Here is a 19,749-nt window from a genome sequence, read left to right on the forward strand (position 1 = left end):
TTTGATATGCAAGACCTCGTGACCCAGGGCTTCACGCCCCCGCTGCGCCAGAGCGATTTCCGCCTCGCCGCCTTCGACATGGACTCGACCCTGATCAATATCGAGTGCATCGACGAGATCGCCGCCGCCGCGGGCAAGAAAGAGGAAGTCGCAGCCATCACCGAAGCCGCCATGCGCGGCGAGATCAGCGATTTCAAGGACAGCCTGCGCCGCCGCCTGGCGCTCTTGCAAGGTGTGCCGGTGAGCGCGCTGGAGCAGGTGCTGCAAGAGCGCCTGCAGTTCAACCCCGGGGCGCGCGAACTGTGTGCAGCGCTCAAAGCCGCGGGCTTCAAGTTGCTGCTGGTCTCGGGTGGCTTCACGTTTTTCACGTCTTATGTCGCCGCCGAGCTGGGCATGGACTGGGTGCGCAGCAATGAGCTGGAAATCAAGGACGGCCAACTGACCGGCGCCCTCGTGATGCAGCCCTGGGGCGAGATCTGCGACGGCGAAGAAAAGCGCCGCATGCTGGAGCAATGCGCGGCCGAGATCGGCGCCCTGCCGGCGCAGTGCATCGCCGTGGGTGACGGCGCCAACGACTTGCCCATGATGGGCGCGGCCGGCCTGTCGGTGGCTTTTCACGCCAAGCCCAAAGTGCGCGAGCAGGCCATGGTGGCGATCAACGAGGGCGGGCTGGATCGCCTGCTCGAGATCCTGCGCTGAACCCCGACATCGCCACTCGACCTTGAAGATCTGGACCTATCACTACCCGGTCGACCTCGACGGCCAGCGCTACGCGCTGCGCCTCGAAACCAGCCTGGGCAGCTCGCGCCTGCTCCTCACGCATGAGGGGCAGACGCTGGAAGACCGGCAAGACTACGGCAGCGCCCCCTATCGCCTGCATCGGCTGCAGGTGGACACGGCACAAGGCCCGCTGCTCTTCGAGCTGGGCCCGCGCACGGTGCTCAGCTACGGTGTCAAGGTGTCGCGCCAAGGCCAGGTGCTCTACCGCTCTCACCCAGACCCCTTCGCCTATCTGGCGCGGGTGCAGGCAATGACGGCCAAGCGCCAGCGGGCCGCCTCGGCGCCGGGCGCGCCCGATTTCTCGCGCCTCAAGGGCCAGGCGCCCGCCATCGCGGTGGACATTGCGCTCGGCCTGCTCTTCTTCGTGATGGGCAAGCTCGGCGATCTGCGCACGGCCGCCCTGGTGACGGCCGCGGCGGGGCTGGCCTTGCTGCCCTTGCAATGGGCGATCCACCGCTTCGCGCCGCCTGAGCGGCGGGTCGATCTGCTCGGTGGCATGGCCTTGTTCGGCGTGGTGGTGATGCTGCTGTCGGCCGGCTTCTCTTGGTACTTCGAGTCGGAGTTCCTGGTGCAGCTCAAGGCCAGCGTGATCGGCGGCCTGGTGGCCTGCGCCTTTGGCGTTGACGCCTTGGCCGAAGGCCGCTGGCTGGGCAAGCGGGTGATGAACTATCTGGTCTACAGCGATATCGATGCACGCCGGCTCTCGGCCGGCATGTGCGTCATGGGCCTGGCCTTGGCCGGGGTCAATGCGGCCGTGGCCAGCCTGATGTCCAAAGACGCTTGGCTTTGGTACACGCTCTGGGGCGATTTGCTGCTGGTGATGGTGTTGTCGAACCTGGCCATCCACTGGGCACGGCGCAAGCCTGGAGCGCTGCGCCCGAGAAGCTCGTAGCCCTACTTGCCAGACCCGCGCGGCAGCCAGGCCGTGCTCACCTCCCGCCCCGCCAGAAAGTCGGCCATGTGCTCGGCCAGCACCGGGCTGGCCAGCCACAGATCGTCGTCATGGCCGGCGCCTTCGATCACCAGATGGCGGCTGTGGCGAAAGCCGCGCTGCAAGCGCTCGGCGTTGTGCAGCGGGGTGCGGCCGTCCAACTCGCCGCTGACGAACAGGGTCGGCACGGCGCTGGCGGGGAAGGCGCGGAAGGCCTCGCCCAGATCCTCGATGCCCAGGCCCTCGCCGATCTGCGGAAAGGGAAAATTCAGTGCCGGCCCGAGCAGGCTGCGCCCTTCTTCCGCGGCAATCTGGCGCAGGCGCAGCGGCGAGGCGCCCGAAGCCACATCCATGGCCACCGGCATCAGGCGCTGCTCGCCGCCGTAGCGGCGGATGTCGCGCACCAGGGTGGCCAAAGCGTCCCACTTGCCAGCCGCCAGCGCGTCGTAGAGCTCGGGCAACTGCAGCGCGCTGTCGCGCCGGGCCAGCCAGAGGACGGTGGCCAGTTGGAGATCGAAGGCGCCGACCCTAAGGCTGCTGTCCTTGCCGCCCTCCAGCCCCGGCGCCTGCAGCAGCGCCGGCTTGGCGGCCAAGCCGGCGATCACCGCGGCCATCAATGCCGGCAGGTCAGGCCGCTGCCGCTGGGCGGCGATCTGGCTGATCAGCCGGTCGGCGTCCAGCGGCAGCTTGAGCGTGTCGTTCGGGCCCTCACTGCCCATCAGGATCACACGCTCCAGGGTCTGCCCTTGGGTGCGCAGCGCGGCAAACGCCAGATGCGTGCCATAGCTCATGCCCCAGAGGCTGAGCCTGGGCACGCCCAGGGCGCGCCGCAGCAGGGCCAGATCGGCGGCGTTCTCCTCGGTGTTGAACGCATTCGGATCCCAACCCTGCTGGCGCCAGAACACCATGCAGCGGCGGGCATGTGCCTGGCTGGCCGCCAGCTGGCGGGCATGGTCCTGCAGGTCCTGGCTGGGCAGCTCCAGCACATGCGGGCAGTTCGGTGCCGCGCCGGAACGGCCGGCGCCGCGCTGGTCCAGCAGGATCAAATCCTGCTGCTGGCGGACACGGTCGAACAACGGCCAACGAGCACCCAGGGCCGAGCCAATGCCGGAACCGCCGGGCCCGCCGGCCAGGTACACCACCGGCGCCAGCCCGGCCACCGGCTGCACAGCCTTCAGCCGCACAAAGCGCAAGCTCAGCGTGGCGCCGGCCGGCTGAGCATGGCGGACCGGCACGGTCAGCGTGCCCAGCTCGGCCGCCACCGGCGCCTGGCCGCGCACGGGCAAGGCAAAAGGCTCGTAGCTCAAGTCACCGGCTGCGGGCGCCGCCATGGCTGAGCCACAAGCAAGCAAAGTCGCGATCAGAAAACCGCTGCAATAAAAAGTTATGGATCCCATGGTGGCCTCACTCACTCCATCAGTTGAACTGGAAGCCTCACTGTGCTCGCGGCGGCGACCCGCGCCGCGCCGCGGCCTGCTGAACTGCTCCAGCAGACCGCTGAACGGCTCCGCCAAGTGCCGGAGCCTCGCTACCATGCCGGCCATGACACTCTTGCTGCGTTCGATCTTGGCCGTGCTGGCCCTCTTGCTCTTGTGCGCGCTCTGGCAGCTCGGCGCCGCGCAGGGTCAACTGACCGGGGTGCAGATCCAGCCCGCTCAGATGCGAGAACTCAGCCAGCCCGAGCGACCATGGCAAAAACTGGACCGCCGCCTGCTGGCGCAATGGGCCGGCCCCTACGAGCTGCGCTTTGACATCGATCTGGACGAACAGGCAGCTCGGCAGCCCCTGGTGCTGGGCCTGCTCCTGCGCGCCGCCAGCGAGCTGAGCTGGGACGGGCAGGCATTGGCCGGCAATGGCCGCGTCGGCCTCAATCAGGCCGAGGAGCAGCCCGGCCGCGTGGACCACTGGGTGCCCTTGCCGCCGCAGAGAGCGGGCCGGCACCAACTGCACGTGCGGGCCTCCAGCCACTCGCCGCTGGCCATTCGTTCGGGAGAGGCGGAGCTGCGCATTGCCAACTTACAGACCCAGGCCACCGCACGCTATGCACCCTGGCTGGTCGCCGCAGCAGCCTTCGGTTGCCTGGCCCTGGCCTGGGGCTATTTCCTGCTCGCGGCCCACCATGCCAGACAGCAGACCGGGCGGCGCAGCGAGCAGCGCCTGCTGCTGGCCCTGGGCCTGGTCGGCCTCTTGCTGCCGCTGGCCGAGGCCTGGCGGCCATTGCTGGGCTATGCCTATCCCTGGCACCCTTTGCGACTGGGTCTGATCCTGGGGCTGACCGGCTTGGCCGCCTGGCTGCTGCCCCTGGCCCTGGCGGCTCGCTGGCAATTGCTCGGGCCGGCCCGCCGCTGGGTGCCGGTGGCTGGCCTGTCCTTCTTGCTGCTGGCCTGGGCCGGCCCGGGCTACAGCTACGACATTGCAGGCTATTTCGCCCATGTGCTGGGCCTGTTGACGGCCGCCCTGATGTGCTGGCGCGGCCGGGCACAGGAGCCCGGCATGGCCTGGCCACTGCTGGCCACCGTGCTGTGCAGCCTGGCCCTGGCCCTGATCTGGCCGGGGGCCTTTCTTGATGGTTTTTACTTTCTGGCACTGACCCTGCTGATGAGCCTCTTGCTGCTCGGCCATGCGCGCGGCCTGCTGCGCCTGGGCGAACAGGCCGCCCGCAGCGAAGCACAGCGGGCCGAGCTGCAGACCCGGCTGCTGCGCAACAGCATGCAGCCGCACTGGCTGATGAACACCCTGACCTCGCTGCAGGAGCTGATCGAAACCGAGCCCGCTCGCGCCAGCCGCATGGTGGACCTGCTGGCCGAGGAGTTCAGCCAGCTGCGCCAGCTCGGCGATGCGCCGCTGATCACGCTGGAGCAGGAGCTGGAGCTTTGCCGCGCACATCTGCGCATCCTGGCCCTGCTGCGCGGGCATGACATCGCGCTGGAGGTCGAAGGCCAGGCGACCGGCATCATGCTGCCGCCGGGCCTGCTGCACACCCTGGTCGAGAATGCACTGACCCATGGCGGTGAACTGCACGGCCAGCCCGCCTTTCTGCTGCAGATTGAGCCCCAGGGCGACGCCACCGAGCTGCGCTTCCGGGCGCCGCAAGGTCCGGGTCGCAAGAGCAACAAGCCCAGCGGCGCCGGGCGCCACTTCATCGAAACCAGCCTGGCCACAGCCTTCCCTGGGCGCTGGCAATTCAGCGACGGACCCGACGGCCAAGGCCATTGGTGCAGCCTGCTGGTCCTGCCCCAGAACGCCGGAGGGCAGCCCTGATGCGCCTGCTGATCGTTGAAGACGAACCCCTGGTGCGTCAGCGACTGCTGCGCCTGTGCGGCGAACTGGCCGGGCCGGGCGTGCACTGCCAGGCCGTGGCCGAGCTGGGCGAAGCACAGGAACGCTTGCGCACGGGCGGCTGCGACGGCCTGCTGCTGGACCTCAATCTGGCCGGCGAAGACGGCTTTCATCTGCTTCGCCAGGCCGTGGCCGGCGCTTTCCACACCGTGGTGGTGTCCGCCCATGCGGAGCGGGCGCTGCAGGCCTTCGAGCTGGGCGTGCTGGACTTCGTGCCCAAGCCCTTCAGCCGCGAACGCTTGCAGCAGGCGCTGCAGCGCCTGCTGGGCCAGGCCGAGGGCGCACGCCGCAGCCTGCGTCAGCTGGCGGTCTGGCGCGCGCGCGGCGTGGCCCTGGTCGAGCTGAGCGAGGTGCTGTGCTTCCGCGCCGACGGTGAGGCCAGCGAGCTGCGCCTGATCGACGGCCGCGTCGAGCTGCATGCGAAATCACTGGAACGACTGGCCGCCCTGCTGCCCGGCGAATTCCTGCGCTGCCACCGCTCCTGGATCGTCAATCTGAAGCAGGCACGCCGCCTGCATGTGGCCAGCGGCAGCCGCTACACGCTGGAGCTGAGCGATGGCAGCGAGCTGCCGGTCGGCCGCACCCAGGTCGAGGCGCTGCGAGCGCGGCTGCTGTGAGCGTTCAACGGCCGTGCAGAGCCTGCTCAGAGATCACCACACCGTCGGCATCGGCGTACAGCCACTCACCGGGACGCAGCGGCAGGCCATGCAGATGCAGGACCAGCTCGCTCTGGCCCTGACCCTTGCGGTCGGTCGGCATGGGCACATGGCCAAGGGCCAGGATGCCCAGCGGCGTGGCAGCCAGCTCGGCCAGGTCGCGCACGCAGCCGTGAATCAGCAGGCCGGCCCAACCGTTGGCCGCGGCAGCCGCCGCCAGATTGCCACCCAACAAGGCACGGCGCAGGGAGCCGGCGCCGTCCACCACAAGCACCTGGCCATGGCCCGGGCTTTCCACGGCTTCCTTGACGCGGCTGTTGTCCTCGAAACACTTGACCGTGCGCATGGGGCCGGCAAAGCGGGACAGCGCACCGTAGCTGCGGTAGACCCCAGGCAGCACGCGCAGGCGCCCGGACTCGTCGGACTTGAAGGCATCGCAAAAATCGCAGGTCGAGAATTCCATGGCGTGACGCTTGCTCCCCTGAAAACGGCGGCCTCAGACCGGCGGCAGCACCTTGATGCGGGCATCCTGGTACTGCACGACTTGGCCGGCGCGGATCTTGGCGGTCTTTCGCAGTTCCTCGCGCCCGTCCACCTGCACATGGCCCTCGCTGATGACCACGCGGGCACGGCCGCCGCTCTCCACCAAGCCGGTGGCCTTCAGCAGCTTGTCCAGTTCGATGAACTCGCCGCGCAATTCAAAATCAAGATGGTTCATGCCCTATTGTCGCCTGCGGGCCCAAGGCCTTGCGCTTTTGCGCCTCCCGGTCAAATGCGGCCACCACGAGGCAGATCGCGCACAAGGCAACACTGAACTCGGCGCCGCCATTGCCGAATTCACCGACGAACCAGCCCAGACGCAGGTGGATGAAAACAATGCCCGTGGCACTGATGCAGAACAAGCCCAATGCCACCCATTTGGCGAAGCGGTTGAAGATCAGCAAGCTTCCGCCCAGCAGTTCGATGGTGGTGGCGGCCAGACCCAGCTGATAGGCAAACGGCATGCCGAACTCCGACAAGCCGGCCCCCAGCCCCCTGAAATAGTTGGCCTCGGTAAAGCGCGCTCCGGCATGGATCATGAAGAACAGAGCCAAGGCCAAACGCAGGACGAAATAGGCCTGAGGGACGCTGAGAAACGGAAACGCGGCACATAGTTTCTTCATGTCGGACCTCATCCGCGCCTCGGCAGGGTTGGCAAGCCGAGCTGCGGCACCCGCACCAGCAGACCTGTTTCCCCTGGCTGCCTTTGCTCTTGCTGCGCTCGATCCACGGCCGCGAGGAACAGGCACATGGCACAGACAACAGCGCTGAACTCCATGCCTCCATCGCCGTATTCCGCCACCCACCAACCAGCATGCACCTGCACCAGCGCCATGGTCGCCACGCTGATCAAAAAGAAACCCAGGGCGATCCAGCGGGTGTACCGATTCAGAACAAGCAGGACCCCACCCAAGAGCTCAAACACCGTGACAAGCCAAGCCAGGGCCATGCTGAAAGGCACGCCCCGAATGGCCAGGCTCTCTGCACTTTGGGCGAGATCATGTTGCAGATAGAGCCGCATGCCCGCGTGACCGACGAAGACAGCGGCCAGGGCCAGACGGAACAGCATCAACGCCGTCTCCACCGTGACAAACGGAAAATCACCCAGTAGCTTTTTCATGAAAGTCTCGCAGCAGGATTCATGCGTGGCCCGTGCCCAGGCACAGACCCGGACAGCTGCTCAAGCTCAGCGTGGAGCAAGACAGCGCCGGCACGATAGGTCCTGCAGCACCGCCTGCCTAGCCTCATCCTGGGCATGTTGCGATCAAACGCTGTTTCCTTGCCTTGAACGACGGTGACGCAGGCGGTCTCAGCAAGCCTCCGGTGAGACTTCGCTCAAGCTTCTGCCTGTCGCAAGCGCTGCTCGGCGGCCTCGCGAATCGCGCTCAGCGTGCTGCGGCTGGTCGAGACATCGCTGGACAGGCGCAGATGGATCAGGGTCGGCTGGCCTTCGGCCGCCATGGCGGCCTGCAGTGCCGGCTCGAAATCCTCCGTCCGCTCCACCCGCGCTGAGCGCCAGCCATAGGCCAGGGCCAGGGCGGCAAAGTCAGGGTTGTAGAGATCGCTGCCCGAGACCCGGCCCGGGTACTCGCGCTCCTGGTGCATGCGGATCGTGCCGTAGGTGCCGTTGTCGACCACCACACAGATCAGGCGGCGGGCGCCATAGCCGGTGGCCGTGGCCAGCTCCTGGCCGTTCATCAGAAAGTCGCCATCGCCGGCGATGTTGACGACCCAGCGGTCCTCGGGCGCCGGGCCGCCCCAAGCCCGAGGCGCCCCCTCGGGGGGCAGGCGATGCCCTGCATCGGCTTGGGGGCGTGGTGACTGTTGAAGCAGGCTGGCGGCCACCGCCGCCGGCAAGCCATAGCCCATGGCACCGCTGGTCGGTGCCAGCTGGCTGCGGCCATAACGCTGCAAACCCGTGTAGCGGTGGAAGCGGTGCAGCCAGCCGCTGTAATTGCCCGCGCCGTTGGTGAACACCGTGCCCTCGGGCAGGCGCCGGCCCAGGGTCTTGACGACCTCGGCCATGTCCAGGGGGCTGACGGCCTGCGGCTGCAGATTGCCTTCGTAATCGACGTTCGCTTGCTGGGCCCAAGCGCTCCAAGCGAGCGCCTCGGGCGCCGGCAAGGCGGCCAGGGCCTGGGCGGCGCAGCTCATGCTGGCGTTGATCATCTGGTCGGCCGCGTAGACCCGGCCGAGCTCCTCAGCGCCGGCGTGGATGTGCACCAGAGTCTGAGCCGGGCGCGGGGCCTGCAGCAGGCTGTAGCCACCGGTGGTCATCTCACCCAGGCGCGGGCCCACGGCGATGATCAGGTCGGCGTCCTTGATGCGCTGGGCCAGCTTGGGGTTGATGGCGATGCCAACATCGCCGGCGTAGAGCGGGTGACGGTTGTCGAACAGGTCCTGAAAACGGAAGGCGCAGCCGACCGGCAGCTGCCAGCTCTCTGCGAACTCTTGCAGCGCGGCGCAGCTCTCGGCCGTCCAGCCGCCGCCGCCGGCAATCACCAGCGGGCGTTGCGCGGCCAGCAGGCGCTCGCGCAGCTCGGCCAGGGCGGCGGGGCTGGGATAACTCTGCGCCGCCTGCACACGCGGCAGCACCGGCGCCGTCGTGAACTCGGTCAACATGTCCTCGGGCAGCACCAGCACCACCGGGCCGGGGCGGCCCTGCAAAGCGGTGTGGAAGGCGCGCGCCACATACTCGGGCAGGCGGTCGGCGTCCTGCACCTCGCCCACCCATTTTGCAAAGCCCAGCGTGCCGGGGCCAAACATCTGGCGGTAGTCCAGCTCCTGAAAGGCCTCGCGGTCGCGCTGGTCGCTGGCCACCTGGCCGATGAAGAGAATCATCGGCGTGCTGTCCTGAAAGGCGGTGTGCAAGCCGATGCTGGCATTGGTGGCGCCGGGGCCACGGGTGACAAAACAGATGCCGGGTCGGCCGCTCAGCTTGCCTTGCGCCTCGGCCATGAAGGCGGCGCCCCCCTCCTGCCGGCAGGCGATGAAGCGTATGCCTTGTTCGCGGTGCTCATGGAAGCCATCGAGCACGGCCAAATAGGACTCACCGGGTACGCCGAAGACCTCCGTCACGCCTTGGGCGATCAAGGCTTCGACCAGCAGGTGGCCGGCCATGCGTGCTGAAGCCGCGGCGGGCGACGGAGTGGGATTGAGGCTGGGGCTGCTGTTCATGCGCCCGACTTTAAGCGCGGCCGGGCGAGGTCTGACTCTGGACTTACCCGCCATTGCCAAGGCGTCGCGATGAAGATCGCCCGGGCTTGCGCTGGGTCAAGCGCCGCGCACCCGCCGCACCAAGGCAGCCGCCGACATCGCCATCAGCAAAGACAGGGCCGCACCGCCAAACACGGCACCGGCATGGCCGCCATCGAGCAGCGCGCCGAAGACAGGTGCCGCAGCGGCGAAGCCGATGTCCAGGCCCGAGTACACCGTGCCATAGACCCGGCCCGTGGCGCCCGGAGGCGCGGCGCGCTTGATCAACATGTCACGCGAGGGGCCGGCCAGGCCGGTGCCGAAGCCGGCCAGGGCAACGATGAGGGCGGCAAGCGCCGGCGCCAGCCAGCCACTGGCGGCCAAGATCAGCAGGGCCGCTGCAATGCTCAAGGCGATGGCGATATTGCGCTCAAGGGATTTGCCCTTGGCCACCCAGAAGCCGCCGATCACCATGCCGATGGCGCCGCAGAACATATAGCCGGTGACCACAAAAGCCGTGGTCGCCAAGGGCAGGACGTAAAGGCTGGCCAGGGCCGGGCTGGCAAAGCTCTGGATGGCGCTCAGCGAGGCGGTGGTGAACAGAAAGAACGAGAAGCACAGCCAGACCGAAGGAAGGCGCAAGAAGGCCAGCGGATGTTCGGGCGCCAAGGTGGCCGCGCCGGCTTTCTCGTGGGCCCAGCTGCCGTGGGCATCGTCGATCGCCGCGCGCTGCCAGGCCAGCACGGCGATCACCATCAGGCCCAGCAGAGCCGTGCCCAGGTAGGCGTAGCGCCAGTTGCCGCTCCAGCTGCTCAGCCCCAAGGCGAACAGCGGCGCCAGACCCCAACCGATATTGCCCGAGATGCCGTGCACCGAAAACGCATGGCCCAGCCGCGCCGGCGAGACCCGCTTGTTGAGGATGGTGAAGTCCACCGGATGAAAAGGCGAGTTGCCCAGTCCGGCCAGGGCCGCCGCCAGCATCAGGCCGCCAAAGCCCTGGGCCAGGCCGGCCGCGGCCGAAGCTGCCACGAAGCAAGCGAGGGCCGCGAACAAAATCGGCCGGGCACCGCGGCGGTCGACGAGGAAGCCAGCCAAAGCCTGGCCGATGCCAGAAATCACGAAAAAGGTGGTGACCAAGAGGCCCAGCTGGGAATAACTGAGACCAAAGTCCCGGATGAAGACCGGGAACAGCGGCGGCAACAGCATGTGGAAGAAATGCGAGGTGCCATGCGCCAGGCCGATGAGGCTGATGGTGGCGATGTCGCGCTTCTTTTGCGCGGCGGCTTGCTCGTCCGGGCTCAAGGCCGGGCCGGATGCGGAGGAGGAGGAAAGGACTGCGGAAGAGTTCATGACCTCAATGTAGGCGGCCCGGCTGCGGCCGAGTTACGATAGTTCGCCAAAGAGTATTGAATTTCCGCCATGAGCCCTCCCCTCAAGAAAAGCCGGCCGCCGGGCCGCACCAGCCTGCCGCCGCTGGACCCGCTGCGCTACGCACCCAGCGCTGCGCGCCCGGTGCGGGCCAAGGCGCGGCAGATGGAAAACTGGATGGACATCCACGCCCATCAGCACGACTGGGGCCAGCTGGTGTTCTCCATCAGCGGCGTCGTGCGGGTGAACACGCCCGATGCCACCTTCTTGCTGCCGCCCTCACGCGCCTGCTGGATTCCGCCGCTGCGCGAGCACGCAGTCACCGCCGTCGAACGCGCCGACTTGCGCACGCTGTATCTGCACGCGGAACCGCCCGCGCCAGACCCACTGGCCTGGAGCCAGGCTCGGGTGCTGGAGGTGACACCGCTGCTGCGCGAGCTGGTGCTGCAGCTGGCCATAAGCAGCGAGGCGCAGCCAAACGCCCCGGCGGTCGAGGCGCAGCGCGAGCACTGGATCGCCAGCCTGGTGCTGGATGAACTAAGCCGGGCCAAGCCCTTGCGTCTGGGCGTGGACCTGCCTCAGGACACACGCCTGCGGCGACTCTGCGAGGCCATCCTGCAAGCGCCGCAGCGCCACACGGCTTTGGCCGACTGGGCCGCCGAGGTCGGGGCCAGCGAGCGCACCATCTCACGCCTGTTCCGCGAACAGCTGGGCAGCAGCTATGCGCAGTGGCGCCAACAGGTTCTGCTGGCCCAAGCCCTGAGCCTGGCCGCCCGCAAGCGGCCCATGAGCCTGATCGCCGCCGAGCTCGGCTATGCCAGCGCCAGCGCCTTCAGCGCCATGGTGACGCGCACGGTGGGCATGCCGCCGAGCAAGTTCTTTGCCGAGGCCTGAACCGGCCCCGCATGAACTCGTGGCGACTCAGCGATAGCGTTGCAAGATCTTCTCGATCGCACCGTCTCGGATCAGCTGCCTGAGCGCCGCCTTGATGCGCGCCGGGTCCTGCTGGGGCCGGGGCGCCAGGGCACAGGAGGTGTCCAAGGTGGCCAGGGTCTGCAGGGTCTTGATCCGCTGCGCTGCGGGCTGCTGCTTGTTGAACCAGTCGGCGATCAAGCGGTTGCTGACCCCAAAATCGCTGCGGCCACGCAGCATCTTTTCGAACACATGGGCTTGCGCGGGCGCGTCCTCGCGGCGCAGGCGGCCGCTGTTCAGGGCCTCGTCCAGGGCCGGGTAGAGATAGCTGACAACCAGGCCCACCGAGGCGCCCTGAACGCGGTCCAGATCCAGCTCATTGCCCTCAAAGTCCGGCCGGGCAAGCAGCACGTCGTCCATGCGCAAAACGGGCTCGGTCCAGCGGCTGGCGGGCAGCTCTTGCTGCAACCATTTGGGGCTGACCAGGCAGTGCAGATCCACCTCACCGGAAGCCAGCATGGCTTCCACCCGCTTGGGAGGAATGACGCGCGCACGCAGCGGCACATCGAGGCGCGCTGCCAGCTCCTGGCCAAAATCAAACAGGATGCCGCCTTGCAACTGCCCGTTGGCATAACGCGCAAACGGCATGGCCCAGGATTGGCTGACCCCCATGCGCAAGGCCGGCGGGCTCTCTGTCGGCAGCGCGGCACCCATCGAGGGCGCCAGACTCAGGGCGACACCGAGCACGACGGACAGGCACGCGGGCAAGACCTTGTAGGGACCGGGCATGTTTTCAGTGTACAAGCCCCCTGCCGCCGCCCGGCCCAGGCGCCTGAGCTACCATTTCCGCCATGAACACTCAGGTTTTATTCGACTACACCCGCCAGGACGCCCAGGGCGACAGCTGCACCGCCCACGCCTGGGCCAAGGTGCCCTCGCCGCTGAACCCCAGCCAAAGACAGACACTGAAAGCCCGCGCCGCCGAGCTGCTGCGCCAGCACAAGGCCGTGCTGGTGGCCCACTACTACGTCGATGGGGATCTGCAAGACCTGGCCCTGGAAACCGGGGGCATCGTCTCCGACTCCCTGGAAATGGCCCGCTTCGGCCGCGACCACGAGGCCCAAACCCTGGTCGTGGCCGGTGTTCGCTTCATGGGCGAAAGCGCCAAAATCCTGAGCCCCGAGAAGCGCGTGCTCATGCCCGACCTGGACGCCACCTGCTCGCTGGACCTGGGCTGCCCGGCCGATGAATTCGCCGCGTTTTGCGACGCTCACCCGGACCGCCAGGTCGTGGTCTATGCCAACACCAGCGCGGCTGTGAAGGCGCGCGCAGACTGGATGGTGACCAGTTCCTGCGCGCTCGAGATCGTGGCCGATCTGCATGCCAAGGGCCAGAAAATCCTCTGGGCACCGGACCGCCACCTGGGCCGCTACATCCAGGAACAGACCGGCGCCGACATGCTGATGTGGAACGGCGCCTGCATCGTCCACGACGAGTTCAAGGGCCTGGAGCTGGAGCTGCTGCGCGAGCAGCACCCCGGTGCCATGGTGCTGGTGCACCCTGAGTCGCCCAAGAGCGTGGTCGACAAGGCCGATGTGGTGGGCTCAACCTCGGCCCTGATCAAGGCGGTGGTCGAAGGCAAGGCGCAGGAGTACATCGTCGCGACCGACAACGGCATCCTGCACCGCATGCGCCAGCTGGCGCCGGGCAAGACACTGATCGAAGCGCCCACAGCTGGCAACAGCGCCACCTGCAAGAGCTGCGCCCACTGCCCCTGGATGGCCATGAATGGCCTGCAAAACCTGGTCGACTGCCTGGAGCAAGGCCTGGGCGAGATCCACATCGATGAGCCGATCCGCGTCAAGGCCCTGGGCTGCATCGACCGCATGCTGGCCTTCACCGCGGCACTCAAGGCCCGCCAAGCCGGCAGCCTGGTGCCGGGCATCGGCGCCGCCTGACGCGGGCTTGGAAAATGGCGGCGGCAGGCTGCCATTTCCGCCGCGCAGCCGGGCGAAAAGCGGCTATCGTTGCAAGGATCAACCCGCCTTGCTGGCGATACATGGAGACCCCAGCACCATGAGTCAAGATTTCAGCTCGCTCTACAACCACCATGAACGCGAGGTGCTGTCCGCCGTGATGGCGCTGGCACCGCAGTACCCGGCCATCCAGGCCGACAGCGACCTGCTCTGCGACGTGGCCTGCGTGGCCCTGAACCGCCTGCCGCCGCGCTACATCCGCCATGCGGTGGACTTCCTCTTCTACCTGACCGAACACGAACGCCGCGAGATCGACACCGCCATCGAAGAGTCGGTGGACTACGCCTTCAACTTCGTGCAGGCACGCACCGCGCTGCGTCAGCAGGGCTGAGCTTTTCACGCCAGCCCGGGCTAAGGCTTGCGAAATCCGTGTCGGGCCAGCACCGTCTGGCCGGCCGGTGACAGCAGATAGTCAATGAACTTGCGCGCTTCGGCAGCCTTGCTGCCGCCGCTCACGGCTGCGACCGGATAGCGGATCGGCGTCGCGGTGGGCACCAGCAGCACGATCTTGACCTTGTCCTTTTGCGCCAGGGCATCGGTGGCGTAGACAAACCCTGCGTCCACTTCGCCACGCGCCGCATAGTCCAGGGCTTGGCGCACATTGATGGCATAAATGGCCTTGGGCTCCACCACAGGCCACAGCTTGGCCACCTCAAGCGCGCTCTTGGCATAACGCCCTGCCGGCACGCCTTCCGGCCGACCCAGGGCGATGCGCTTGAAGCTTGGTTTCTCCAGATCAGCCAGGCCGGATACGGCCTGCCCTCCCTCAAGCGGCGTCACCAGCACCAAGTCATTGCCGGCGAAGTTGCGCCGGCTGCCGGGCTGCAAGAGCTTTTGGGCCTCGGCACGATCCATGGTCTCCTGGTCGGCCGCGGCGAATACATCGACCGGCGCGCCCTTGGCGATCTGGGCCAGCAGCGTGTCCGACGCGGCGAAGTTGAACAGCAGGCGGGTGCCAGGGTTCTGGGCCTCGAAGGCGGGAGCAAGCTCCCTGAAGGCATTGCTGAGGCTGGAAGCCGCCGATACGGTCAGATCCGCCGCCCGTGCCGCACCCAGCAGGGCGGTGAACACGGCAAACGCCGCCAGGCTCCGCGCCACGGACATCACTCAGCGCTTGGTGCGCAGGCCGCGCTCGGCCACCAGCACGGTCGGGAAGCTGACCGGCAAGGTGCGCGGGTAGTCGCGGCTGTAGTGCAGGCCGCGGCTCTCATGGCGCAAGAGCGCCGAGCGCACGATCAGCTCGGCGCAGTCGACCAGATTGCGCAGCTCCAGCAGGTCGCGGGTGACCCGGAAATTAGCGTAGTAATCGTCAATCTCAGCGCGCAGCAGATGGATGCGGTGCAGGGCCCGCTCCAGGCGTTTGGTGGTGCGCACGATGCCGACGTAGTTCCACATCAGCAGGCGGATCTCGTCCCAGTTGTGGGCGATCACGACCTGCTCGTCGGCATCTTCGACCTGGCTCTCGTCCCAGGCCGGCAGGGGCGCGGGCGGCAGATCGGGCAGGCCAAGGATGTGCTCGGCGCAGGTCTGGCCCAGCACCACGCATTCCAGAAGCGAGTTGCTGGCCAGGCGGTTGGCGCCGTGCAAGCCGGTGTAAGCGGTTTCGCCCACGGCGTATAGACCGGGCAGATCGCAGCAAGCCTGCAAGTCGGTGACGGCGCCGCCGCAGGTGAAATGCACGGCCGGCACGACCGGGATCTTCTGCCGCGCGATGTCGATGCCCAGGGCCAGGCAGCGCGCATGCACGGTGGGGAAATGTTCCTTCAGGAAAGCCTCGCCCAGATGGGTGGCATCCAGCCAGACATGGTCGACGCCATGCTTTTTCATCTCGAAGTCAATCGCGCGGGCGACGATGTCGCGCGGTGCCAACTCCATGCGCTCGTCATGCGCGGCCATGAAGCGGCCACCGCCGACATGGTCGGGCAGCACCAGATGGCCGCCCTCGCCGCGCAGCGCTTCCGTGATCAGGAAGCTGCGTTCTTGTGGGTGGTAGAGGCAGGTCGGGTGGAACTGGATGAACTCCATATTCGCCACCCGACAGCCGGCGCGCCAGGCCATGGCGATGCCGTCGCCGGTGGAGGTATCGGGGTTGGTGGTGTAGCGGTACACCTTGCCGGCGCCGCCGGTGGCCAGCACCACGGCGCGCGCGGCCAGGGCCTCGACGCGCTGGGTGTCGATATTGAGCGCGTAGATGCCGTAGCAGCGCGGCTCTTCCTCGCGCTGCACATGGCGTGAGGTGATCAGGTCCAGCGCCATCCAGCGTTCGCGCAGGTCGATGTTGGGGTGAGCCTGGGCGGCGGCCAGCAGCTGCTCGTGAATGGCCTTGCCGGTGGCGTCCGCCGCGTGGGCGATGCGGCGCACGGCATGGCCGCCTTCGCGCGTGAGGTGCAGGCCCAGCGGGCCTTCCTCGTCTGCGGTGAAAGGCACGCCCTGGTTGACCAGCCACTCGACGGCTTTGGCGCTGCGCTCGGCGATGAAGCGGGCCGTGTCTTCATCCACCAGGCCGGCGCCAGCGTCCTGGGTGTCGCGCACATGAGAGTCGATGCTGTCATCGCTGCCCAGCACGCCGACGATGCCGCCTTGCGCCCAGGCAGTGGCGCCCTCGCCCAGCTGGCGCTTGGCCAGCACGACCACGGGCACGCGGTCGGCCAAATGGAGCGCTGTGGTCAGGCCGGCCAGACCGGCCCCGACGATCACCACCGGCTGGGTGGATGCAGATTCGGCGCTCGTGCCTGCGGGAATGCCTGTCATGGATGGGGAGCCTCAAACGCCGCCGCGTTTTGTCACGCGGGCGTCATGCAAAAGAAGCGCCATTCTACGGAGATCAGCACGGGCCGCCGGCCGAGCCCGCCTTGTCCCCGTGGCGCTGCCATTCCGGCGGTGCCCACAGATGCTTGAGCGCCAGCCACAGGCTGCGTTCCCGGCGCATGTCCGCGAACATGGCCGCCCATTCGTGGGCATTGAGCCAGAACAGATTGTGGGTCTCGACCGGGTGCTGCAGGCCGTAGTCCACCGGTTCCTCTTCGGGCACAAAAGTACCGAAGAGCCGGTCGAACACGATCAGCATGCCGCCGAAGTTGCGGTCGATGTAGACCGCGTTGCGGCCATGGTGGGCACGGTGGTGCGAGGGGGTGTTGAACACCCACTCGAACCAGGCCGGCATGCGGTCGACCCACTGGGTGTGAACAAAGAACTGGTAGCCCAGATTGAGCGAGAGCGCGAACAAGACCCAGCGCGGCTCGAAGCCCAACCAGACCATGGGTGTGTAGAACAACCAATTGCCGGCGATGGGGTAGAACCAGCTCTGCCGCAGCGCCGTGGTGAAGTTCATCTGCTCCGAGCCGTGATGCACCACATGGGCGCACCAGAACCAACGGATGCGATGGCTGGCACGGTGGAACCAGTAATACAAGAACTCCACCGCCAGAAACAGGCCAATGAAGTTCAACGGCGTCACTTCGACGGTGAACAGCCGGTGCTGGTAGATCCAGCCCATGGCCGGCAAGACCCAGACGGCCAGCAAGACCAGATCAACGAACAAATAGCTGCCGCCGCTGTTCATGCTGTCCAGGGTGTCGCGCCAGCGGTAGACACGGCGCTGGCGCAGGCGCCAGGCCTCCAGGGCGATGAAGACCATGAAGAGGGGCGAGAGCAGCAGCAGGGTCAGGTCGCGCCAGTCGCCGTGGCGCAGGTAGAGCTGCTGGAAGAAGTCGATCAGGGCGTCCATGGTGGGTGCGCAAAAGGGAAAAAGCCGCGGCAGCCGCCATGATGCGCCGCCGCGCGCGCTGCTGCTTGACGCAGCGGGCCAATCGCTTGACGGATCACGCCAAAACCGGGTCGCCCTGGCGTTTGTCCCGACCGCAGCGTAGCGCTGCTCGGGCATCATCGCGGCCTGTTTTCCCATGAGTTTCCGCTCATCACCTCGCCCATGACCGAAGCCCGCGTTGCCGCCAGCTATGCGCAGCTGCTCTACGAGCATGTCGCCGCGCTCGGGCTTGACGCCCCCGCCCTGCTGGGCCCAGGCCCGGCTGCGGGCGAGCATTTCGTCGCGCTGAAGCGTTGGCAAGCATTGCTTCAACAGGCGCAAACCCTGGATCCCGGCCCGCCGGCCACCTTCGGCCTGCGCTTGGGCCGGGGCATCAGTCCGCGACATTTCGGCGTGATCGGCTATGCCGCCCTGGCCTGCGGCACCCTGGCCCAAGCCTTGCAGCGCCTGGAGCGCCACCACCGCTCGGTCTACGACGTCAACCAGGCTCAGGTCGAGCTGCGGCCGGAAGGCCTGCGCATCGTCTGGGGCGTGGAGCGCGGCCGGCCCGGTGCGCTGGTGGACGAAACCGCCCTGGCCGCCCTGATGCAGCTGACGCGCGATTTGAGCGGACGGCCGCTGCGCGCACTGGCTGTGGATTTCGTTAACCCCCGGCCAGCCGATGTGAAACCCTACGAGGCTTTCTTTGGCGGCCCGGTTCGCTTCGCCCAGCCACTCACAAGCCTGACCCTGGCCCACGAAGACCTGGCCCTGCCCTTGCGTGCCTCCGACAGCGCTTTGCTGGCCCTCTTGGACGAGCAGGCCGAACGCCTGCTGCGCGAGCTGGGCACGGCGCTCAGTGAGCCGGTGGCCTTGTGGCGCCACACCTTGATCGGTCTGATCCGCTCCGGCCGCACCGCTCTGGCCGATCTGGCCCAAGCTCTGCACCTGAGCCCGCGCAGCTTGCAACGCCGCCTGAGCGAGCAAGGCAGCAGCTTCCAAACCCTGCTGGACCAAACCCGCCAGCAGCTGGCGGAAGCCTATTTGCGCGACCCCGAGCTGGAGCTCAGCGAGGTGGCCGGCCTGCTGGGCTACTCCGAGCACAGCGCCCTGAGCCGCGCCTTCCGGCAGTGGACGGGGCAGACGCCGCAGGAATGGCGGCGCGCACAGAACTTGAAGGTGCACAGCTCGTGAAACTCGAACACTTGCCCAAGCCGCCGGCCCGCCTGGTGCTGAACGGCGAGCCTGCCAACGGCCGTTTTGCCGGCCGGCTCGAAGCCGGCTTCGACTGGCGCGGATTGCAAGCCCCGCACACGCGCAGCTGGCTGTGGCGGCGCCTGCATCACAAGCGCTGGCTCTACCTGGGCCTCGGTGATGAGCGGCTGTTCATCGGCCTGGCCATCGTCGATGTGGGCTGGACCTGCACTGCTTTTGCCTATCTGTTCGACCGGCGCGAGCGGTCCATGCGGGTGGACTGGAGCCAAGACGGCCTGCCGGGCTTGCAGGCGCAGGTGTCCGACGACCCGTTTGCAGCAGGCAGCTCCACCTGGTTTCGCGGCATGCGCGCGCGGCTCGCCTTGAGCAGCAGGGATGGTCAGCGCATGCAGGTTCAGGTGGACACGCCGCAGCTGCAGATCGAGGCCGAACTGGACCTGGCGGCCATGGCGCCGCCCCTGCTTGCCATCGGCCCCATCGCCGGCGGCGTCGCCCATGCCACGCAAAAAACCAGCGCCCTGCCCTTGCGCGGCCAGGCCCGGCTGCGCGGCGCTGCCGGCCACGAAGACCTGGACCTGGGTCAAGCCTGGGGCGCGCTCGACGCCTCCAACGGCCTGCTCGCTCGCCACACCGCCTGGCGCTGGGCCAGTGCCCATGGCCCGGGTCTGGGCTTCAATCTGCAGCAGGGCTATTTCGGAGGCCAGGAGAACGCGCTCTGGCTTGATGGCAAGCTCATTCCGCTCGGCGCGGCACGCTTCGCCTTTGATGCGGCCCAGCCGCTGCAGCCCTGGCATGTGAGCACAGACGACGGGCTGCTGGACTTGCAATTCCAACCCGAAGGCGCGCGCCAGGATGCCCGCAACCTTGGCTTTGCCGCCAGCCACTATGTGCAGCCGGTCGGCACATTCAAGGGCTGGGTGCGTGCTGCACCGGACGCGCCCCGGCATCCGGTGGATCACTTGCTGGGCGTGACCGAGGACCATCGGTCGATGTGGTGAGCAGTCTCACGAGAGTCAGCCGGGATGACATAGA

General features: G+C 67.5%; 20 protein-coding genes. 9 read left to right on the top strand and 11 right to left on the bottom strand.

The genetic code is table 11. From position 1 onward, the window contains the following. Nucleotides 1-6: 6 nt before the first annotated feature. Both serB and LNV28_RS18685 read left to right on the top strand, forming a co-directional pair. Nucleotides 7-699 (top strand): phosphoserine phosphatase SerB, encoded by a 693-nt coding sequence (gene serB, locus LNV28_RS18680; RefSeq protein ID WP_263519211.1) that lies wholly within the window; start codon nucleotides 7-9, stop codon nucleotides 697-699. A 22-nt stretch (nucleotides 700-721) separates the two neighbouring features. Then, nucleotides 722-1,672, top strand: a complete 951-nt coding sequence (locus LNV28_RS18685) for a septation protein IspZ (protein ID WP_263519210.1) — start codon at nucleotides 722-724, stop codon at nucleotides 1,670-1,672. A gap of 2 nt (nucleotides 1,673-1,674) precedes the next feature. Here LNV28_RS18685 and LNV28_RS18690 read toward each other — a convergent pair whose 3' ends face one another. Continuing rightward, the gene (locus tag LNV28_RS18690; protein ID WP_263519207.1) at nucleotides 1,675-3,042 is read right to left on the bottom strand and encodes an alpha/beta hydrolase; all 1,368 of its coding nucleotides are present in this window, start codon (nucleotides 3,040-3,042) and stop codon (nucleotides 1,675-1,677) included. Between the two features lie 211 nt (nucleotides 3,043-3,253). Between LNV28_RS18690 and LNV28_RS18695 the strand changes: the two genes are divergently transcribed. Continuing rightward, a complete protein-coding gene (locus LNV28_RS18695; protein ID WP_263519206.1) occupies nucleotides 3,254-4,972 on the top strand; it encodes a histidine kinase in 1,719 nt (572 codons plus the stop codon). Continuing rightward, entirely contained in the window at nucleotides 4,972-5,667 is a 696-nt protein-coding gene (locus LNV28_RS18700) for a LytR/AlgR family response regulator transcription factor (RefSeq protein ID WP_263519205.1), read from the top strand. Before LNV28_RS18695 ends, LNV28_RS18700 begins: the two co-directional genes overlap by 1 nt. Before the next feature lie 4 nt (nucleotides 5,668-5,671). Here the strand turns inward: LNV28_RS18700 and rraA are convergent, their stop codons facing one another. The 6 genes from rraA to LNV28_RS18730 form a co-directional block, all read right to left on the bottom strand. Continuing rightward, a complete protein-coding gene (gene rraA, locus LNV28_RS18705) occupies nucleotides 5,672-6,169 on the bottom strand; it encodes a ribonuclease E activity regulator RraA (RefSeq protein WP_263519203.1) in 498 nt (165 codons plus the stop codon). 33 nt (nucleotides 6,170-6,202) lie between these two features. Beyond that, on the bottom strand, nucleotides 6,203-6,424 hold the full coding sequence (locus tag LNV28_RS18710; protein WP_263519202.1) for an RNA-binding S4 domain-containing protein: 222 nt from the start codon (nucleotides 6,422-6,424) through the stop codon (nucleotides 6,203-6,205). After that, entirely contained in the window at nucleotides 6,411-6,869 is a 459-nt protein-coding gene (locus LNV28_RS18715; protein ID WP_263519200.1) for a DoxX family protein, read from the bottom strand. The genes LNV28_RS18710 and LNV28_RS18715 overlap by 14 nt, the downstream gene beginning before the upstream one ends. Nucleotides 6,870-6,877: 8 nt before the next feature. Next, nucleotides 6,878-7,366 carry a DoxX family protein gene (locus tag LNV28_RS18720; RefSeq protein ID WP_263519198.1) on the bottom strand — a complete coding sequence of 163 codons (489 nt, stop codon included), beginning with the start codon at nucleotides 7,364-7,366 and terminating at the stop codon, nucleotides 6,878-6,880. 215 nt (nucleotides 7,367-7,581) lie between these two features. Next, nucleotides 7,582-9,423, bottom strand: coding sequence for a thiamine pyrophosphate-binding protein (locus LNV28_RS18725; protein ID WP_411969993.1), 1,842 nt, complete (start codon nucleotides 9,421-9,423; stop codon nucleotides 7,582-7,584). A 96-nt stretch (nucleotides 9,424-9,519) separates the two neighbouring features. Next, on the bottom strand, nucleotides 9,520-10,791 hold the full coding sequence (locus LNV28_RS18730) for an MFS transporter (RefSeq protein ID WP_263519196.1): 1,272 nt from the start codon (nucleotides 10,789-10,791) through the stop codon (nucleotides 9,520-9,522). Between the two features lie 69 nt (nucleotides 10,792-10,860). Between LNV28_RS18730 and LNV28_RS18735 the strand changes: the two genes are divergently transcribed. Continuing rightward, nucleotides 10,861-11,703 carry an AraC family transcriptional regulator gene (locus LNV28_RS18735; protein ID WP_263519195.1) on the top strand — a complete coding sequence of 281 codons (843 nt, stop codon included), beginning with the start codon at nucleotides 10,861-10,863 and terminating at the stop codon, nucleotides 11,701-11,703. A 27-nt stretch (nucleotides 11,704-11,730) separates the two neighbouring features. Here the strand turns inward: LNV28_RS18735 and LNV28_RS18740 are convergent, their stop codons facing one another. Then, nucleotides 11,731-12,510: a substrate-binding periplasmic protein gene (locus LNV28_RS18740; RefSeq protein ID WP_263519194.1), complete on the bottom strand. Its 780-nt coding sequence runs from the start codon at nucleotides 12,508-12,510 to the stop codon at nucleotides 11,731-11,733. A 62-nt stretch (nucleotides 12,511-12,572) separates the two neighbouring features. On the opposite strand from LNV28_RS18740, the gene nadA reads away from it, so the two are divergent. After that, a complete protein-coding gene (gene nadA, locus LNV28_RS18745; RefSeq protein ID WP_263519193.1) occupies nucleotides 12,573-13,679 on the top strand; it encodes a quinolinate synthase NadA in 1,107 nt (368 codons plus the stop codon). A gap of 118 nt (nucleotides 13,680-13,797) precedes the next feature. Then, complete coding sequence (locus tag LNV28_RS18750; RefSeq protein ID WP_263519192.1) at nucleotides 13,798-14,088, top strand: late competence development ComFB family protein; 291 nt, start codon at nucleotides 13,798-13,800, stop codon at nucleotides 14,086-14,088. 20 nt (nucleotides 14,089-14,108) lie between these two features. On the opposite strand, the gene modA is transcribed toward LNV28_RS18750, so the two are convergent. The 3 genes from modA to LNV28_RS18765 all read right to left on the bottom strand — a co-directional run bounded on the left by modA (nucleotide 14,109) and on the right by LNV28_RS18765 (nucleotide 17,484). Further along, a complete protein-coding gene (gene modA, locus LNV28_RS18755) occupies nucleotides 14,109-14,861 on the bottom strand; it encodes a molybdate ABC transporter substrate-binding protein (RefSeq protein WP_263519191.1) in 753 nt (250 codons plus the stop codon). 3 nt (nucleotides 14,862-14,864) lie between these two features. Then, nucleotides 14,865-16,508, bottom strand: coding sequence for an L-aspartate oxidase (nadB, locus tag LNV28_RS18760; protein WP_263519190.1), 1,644 nt, complete (start codon nucleotides 16,506-16,508; stop codon nucleotides 14,865-14,867). A gap of 73 nt (nucleotides 16,509-16,581) precedes the next feature. Beyond that, nucleotides 16,582-17,484: a sterol desaturase family protein gene (locus LNV28_RS18765; RefSeq protein ID WP_263519189.1), complete on the bottom strand. Its 903-nt coding sequence runs from the start codon at nucleotides 17,482-17,484 to the stop codon at nucleotides 16,582-16,584. 201 nt (nucleotides 17,485-17,685) lie between these two features. Here LNV28_RS18765 and LNV28_RS18770 point away from each other — a divergent pair, with 201 nt between their 5' ends. Beyond that, nucleotides 17,686-18,696, top strand: coding sequence for an AraC family transcriptional regulator (locus tag LNV28_RS18770; protein WP_263519188.1), 1,011 nt, complete (start codon nucleotides 17,686-17,688; stop codon nucleotides 18,694-18,696). Then, complete coding sequence (locus LNV28_RS18775; protein WP_263519187.1) at nucleotides 18,693-19,715, top strand: DUF2804 domain-containing protein; 1,023 nt, start codon at nucleotides 18,693-18,695, stop codon at nucleotides 19,713-19,715. The genes LNV28_RS18770 and LNV28_RS18775 overlap by 4 nt, the downstream gene beginning before the upstream one ends. The last annotated feature ends 34 nt before the right edge of the window (nucleotides 19,716-19,749 follow it).

Origin of the sequence: Paucibacter sp. DJ2R-2, assembly GCF_025717675.1 — a bacterium.
Classification (GTDB): domain Bacteria; phylum Pseudomonadota; class Gammaproteobacteria; order Burkholderiales; family Burkholderiaceae_C; genus Paucibacter_A.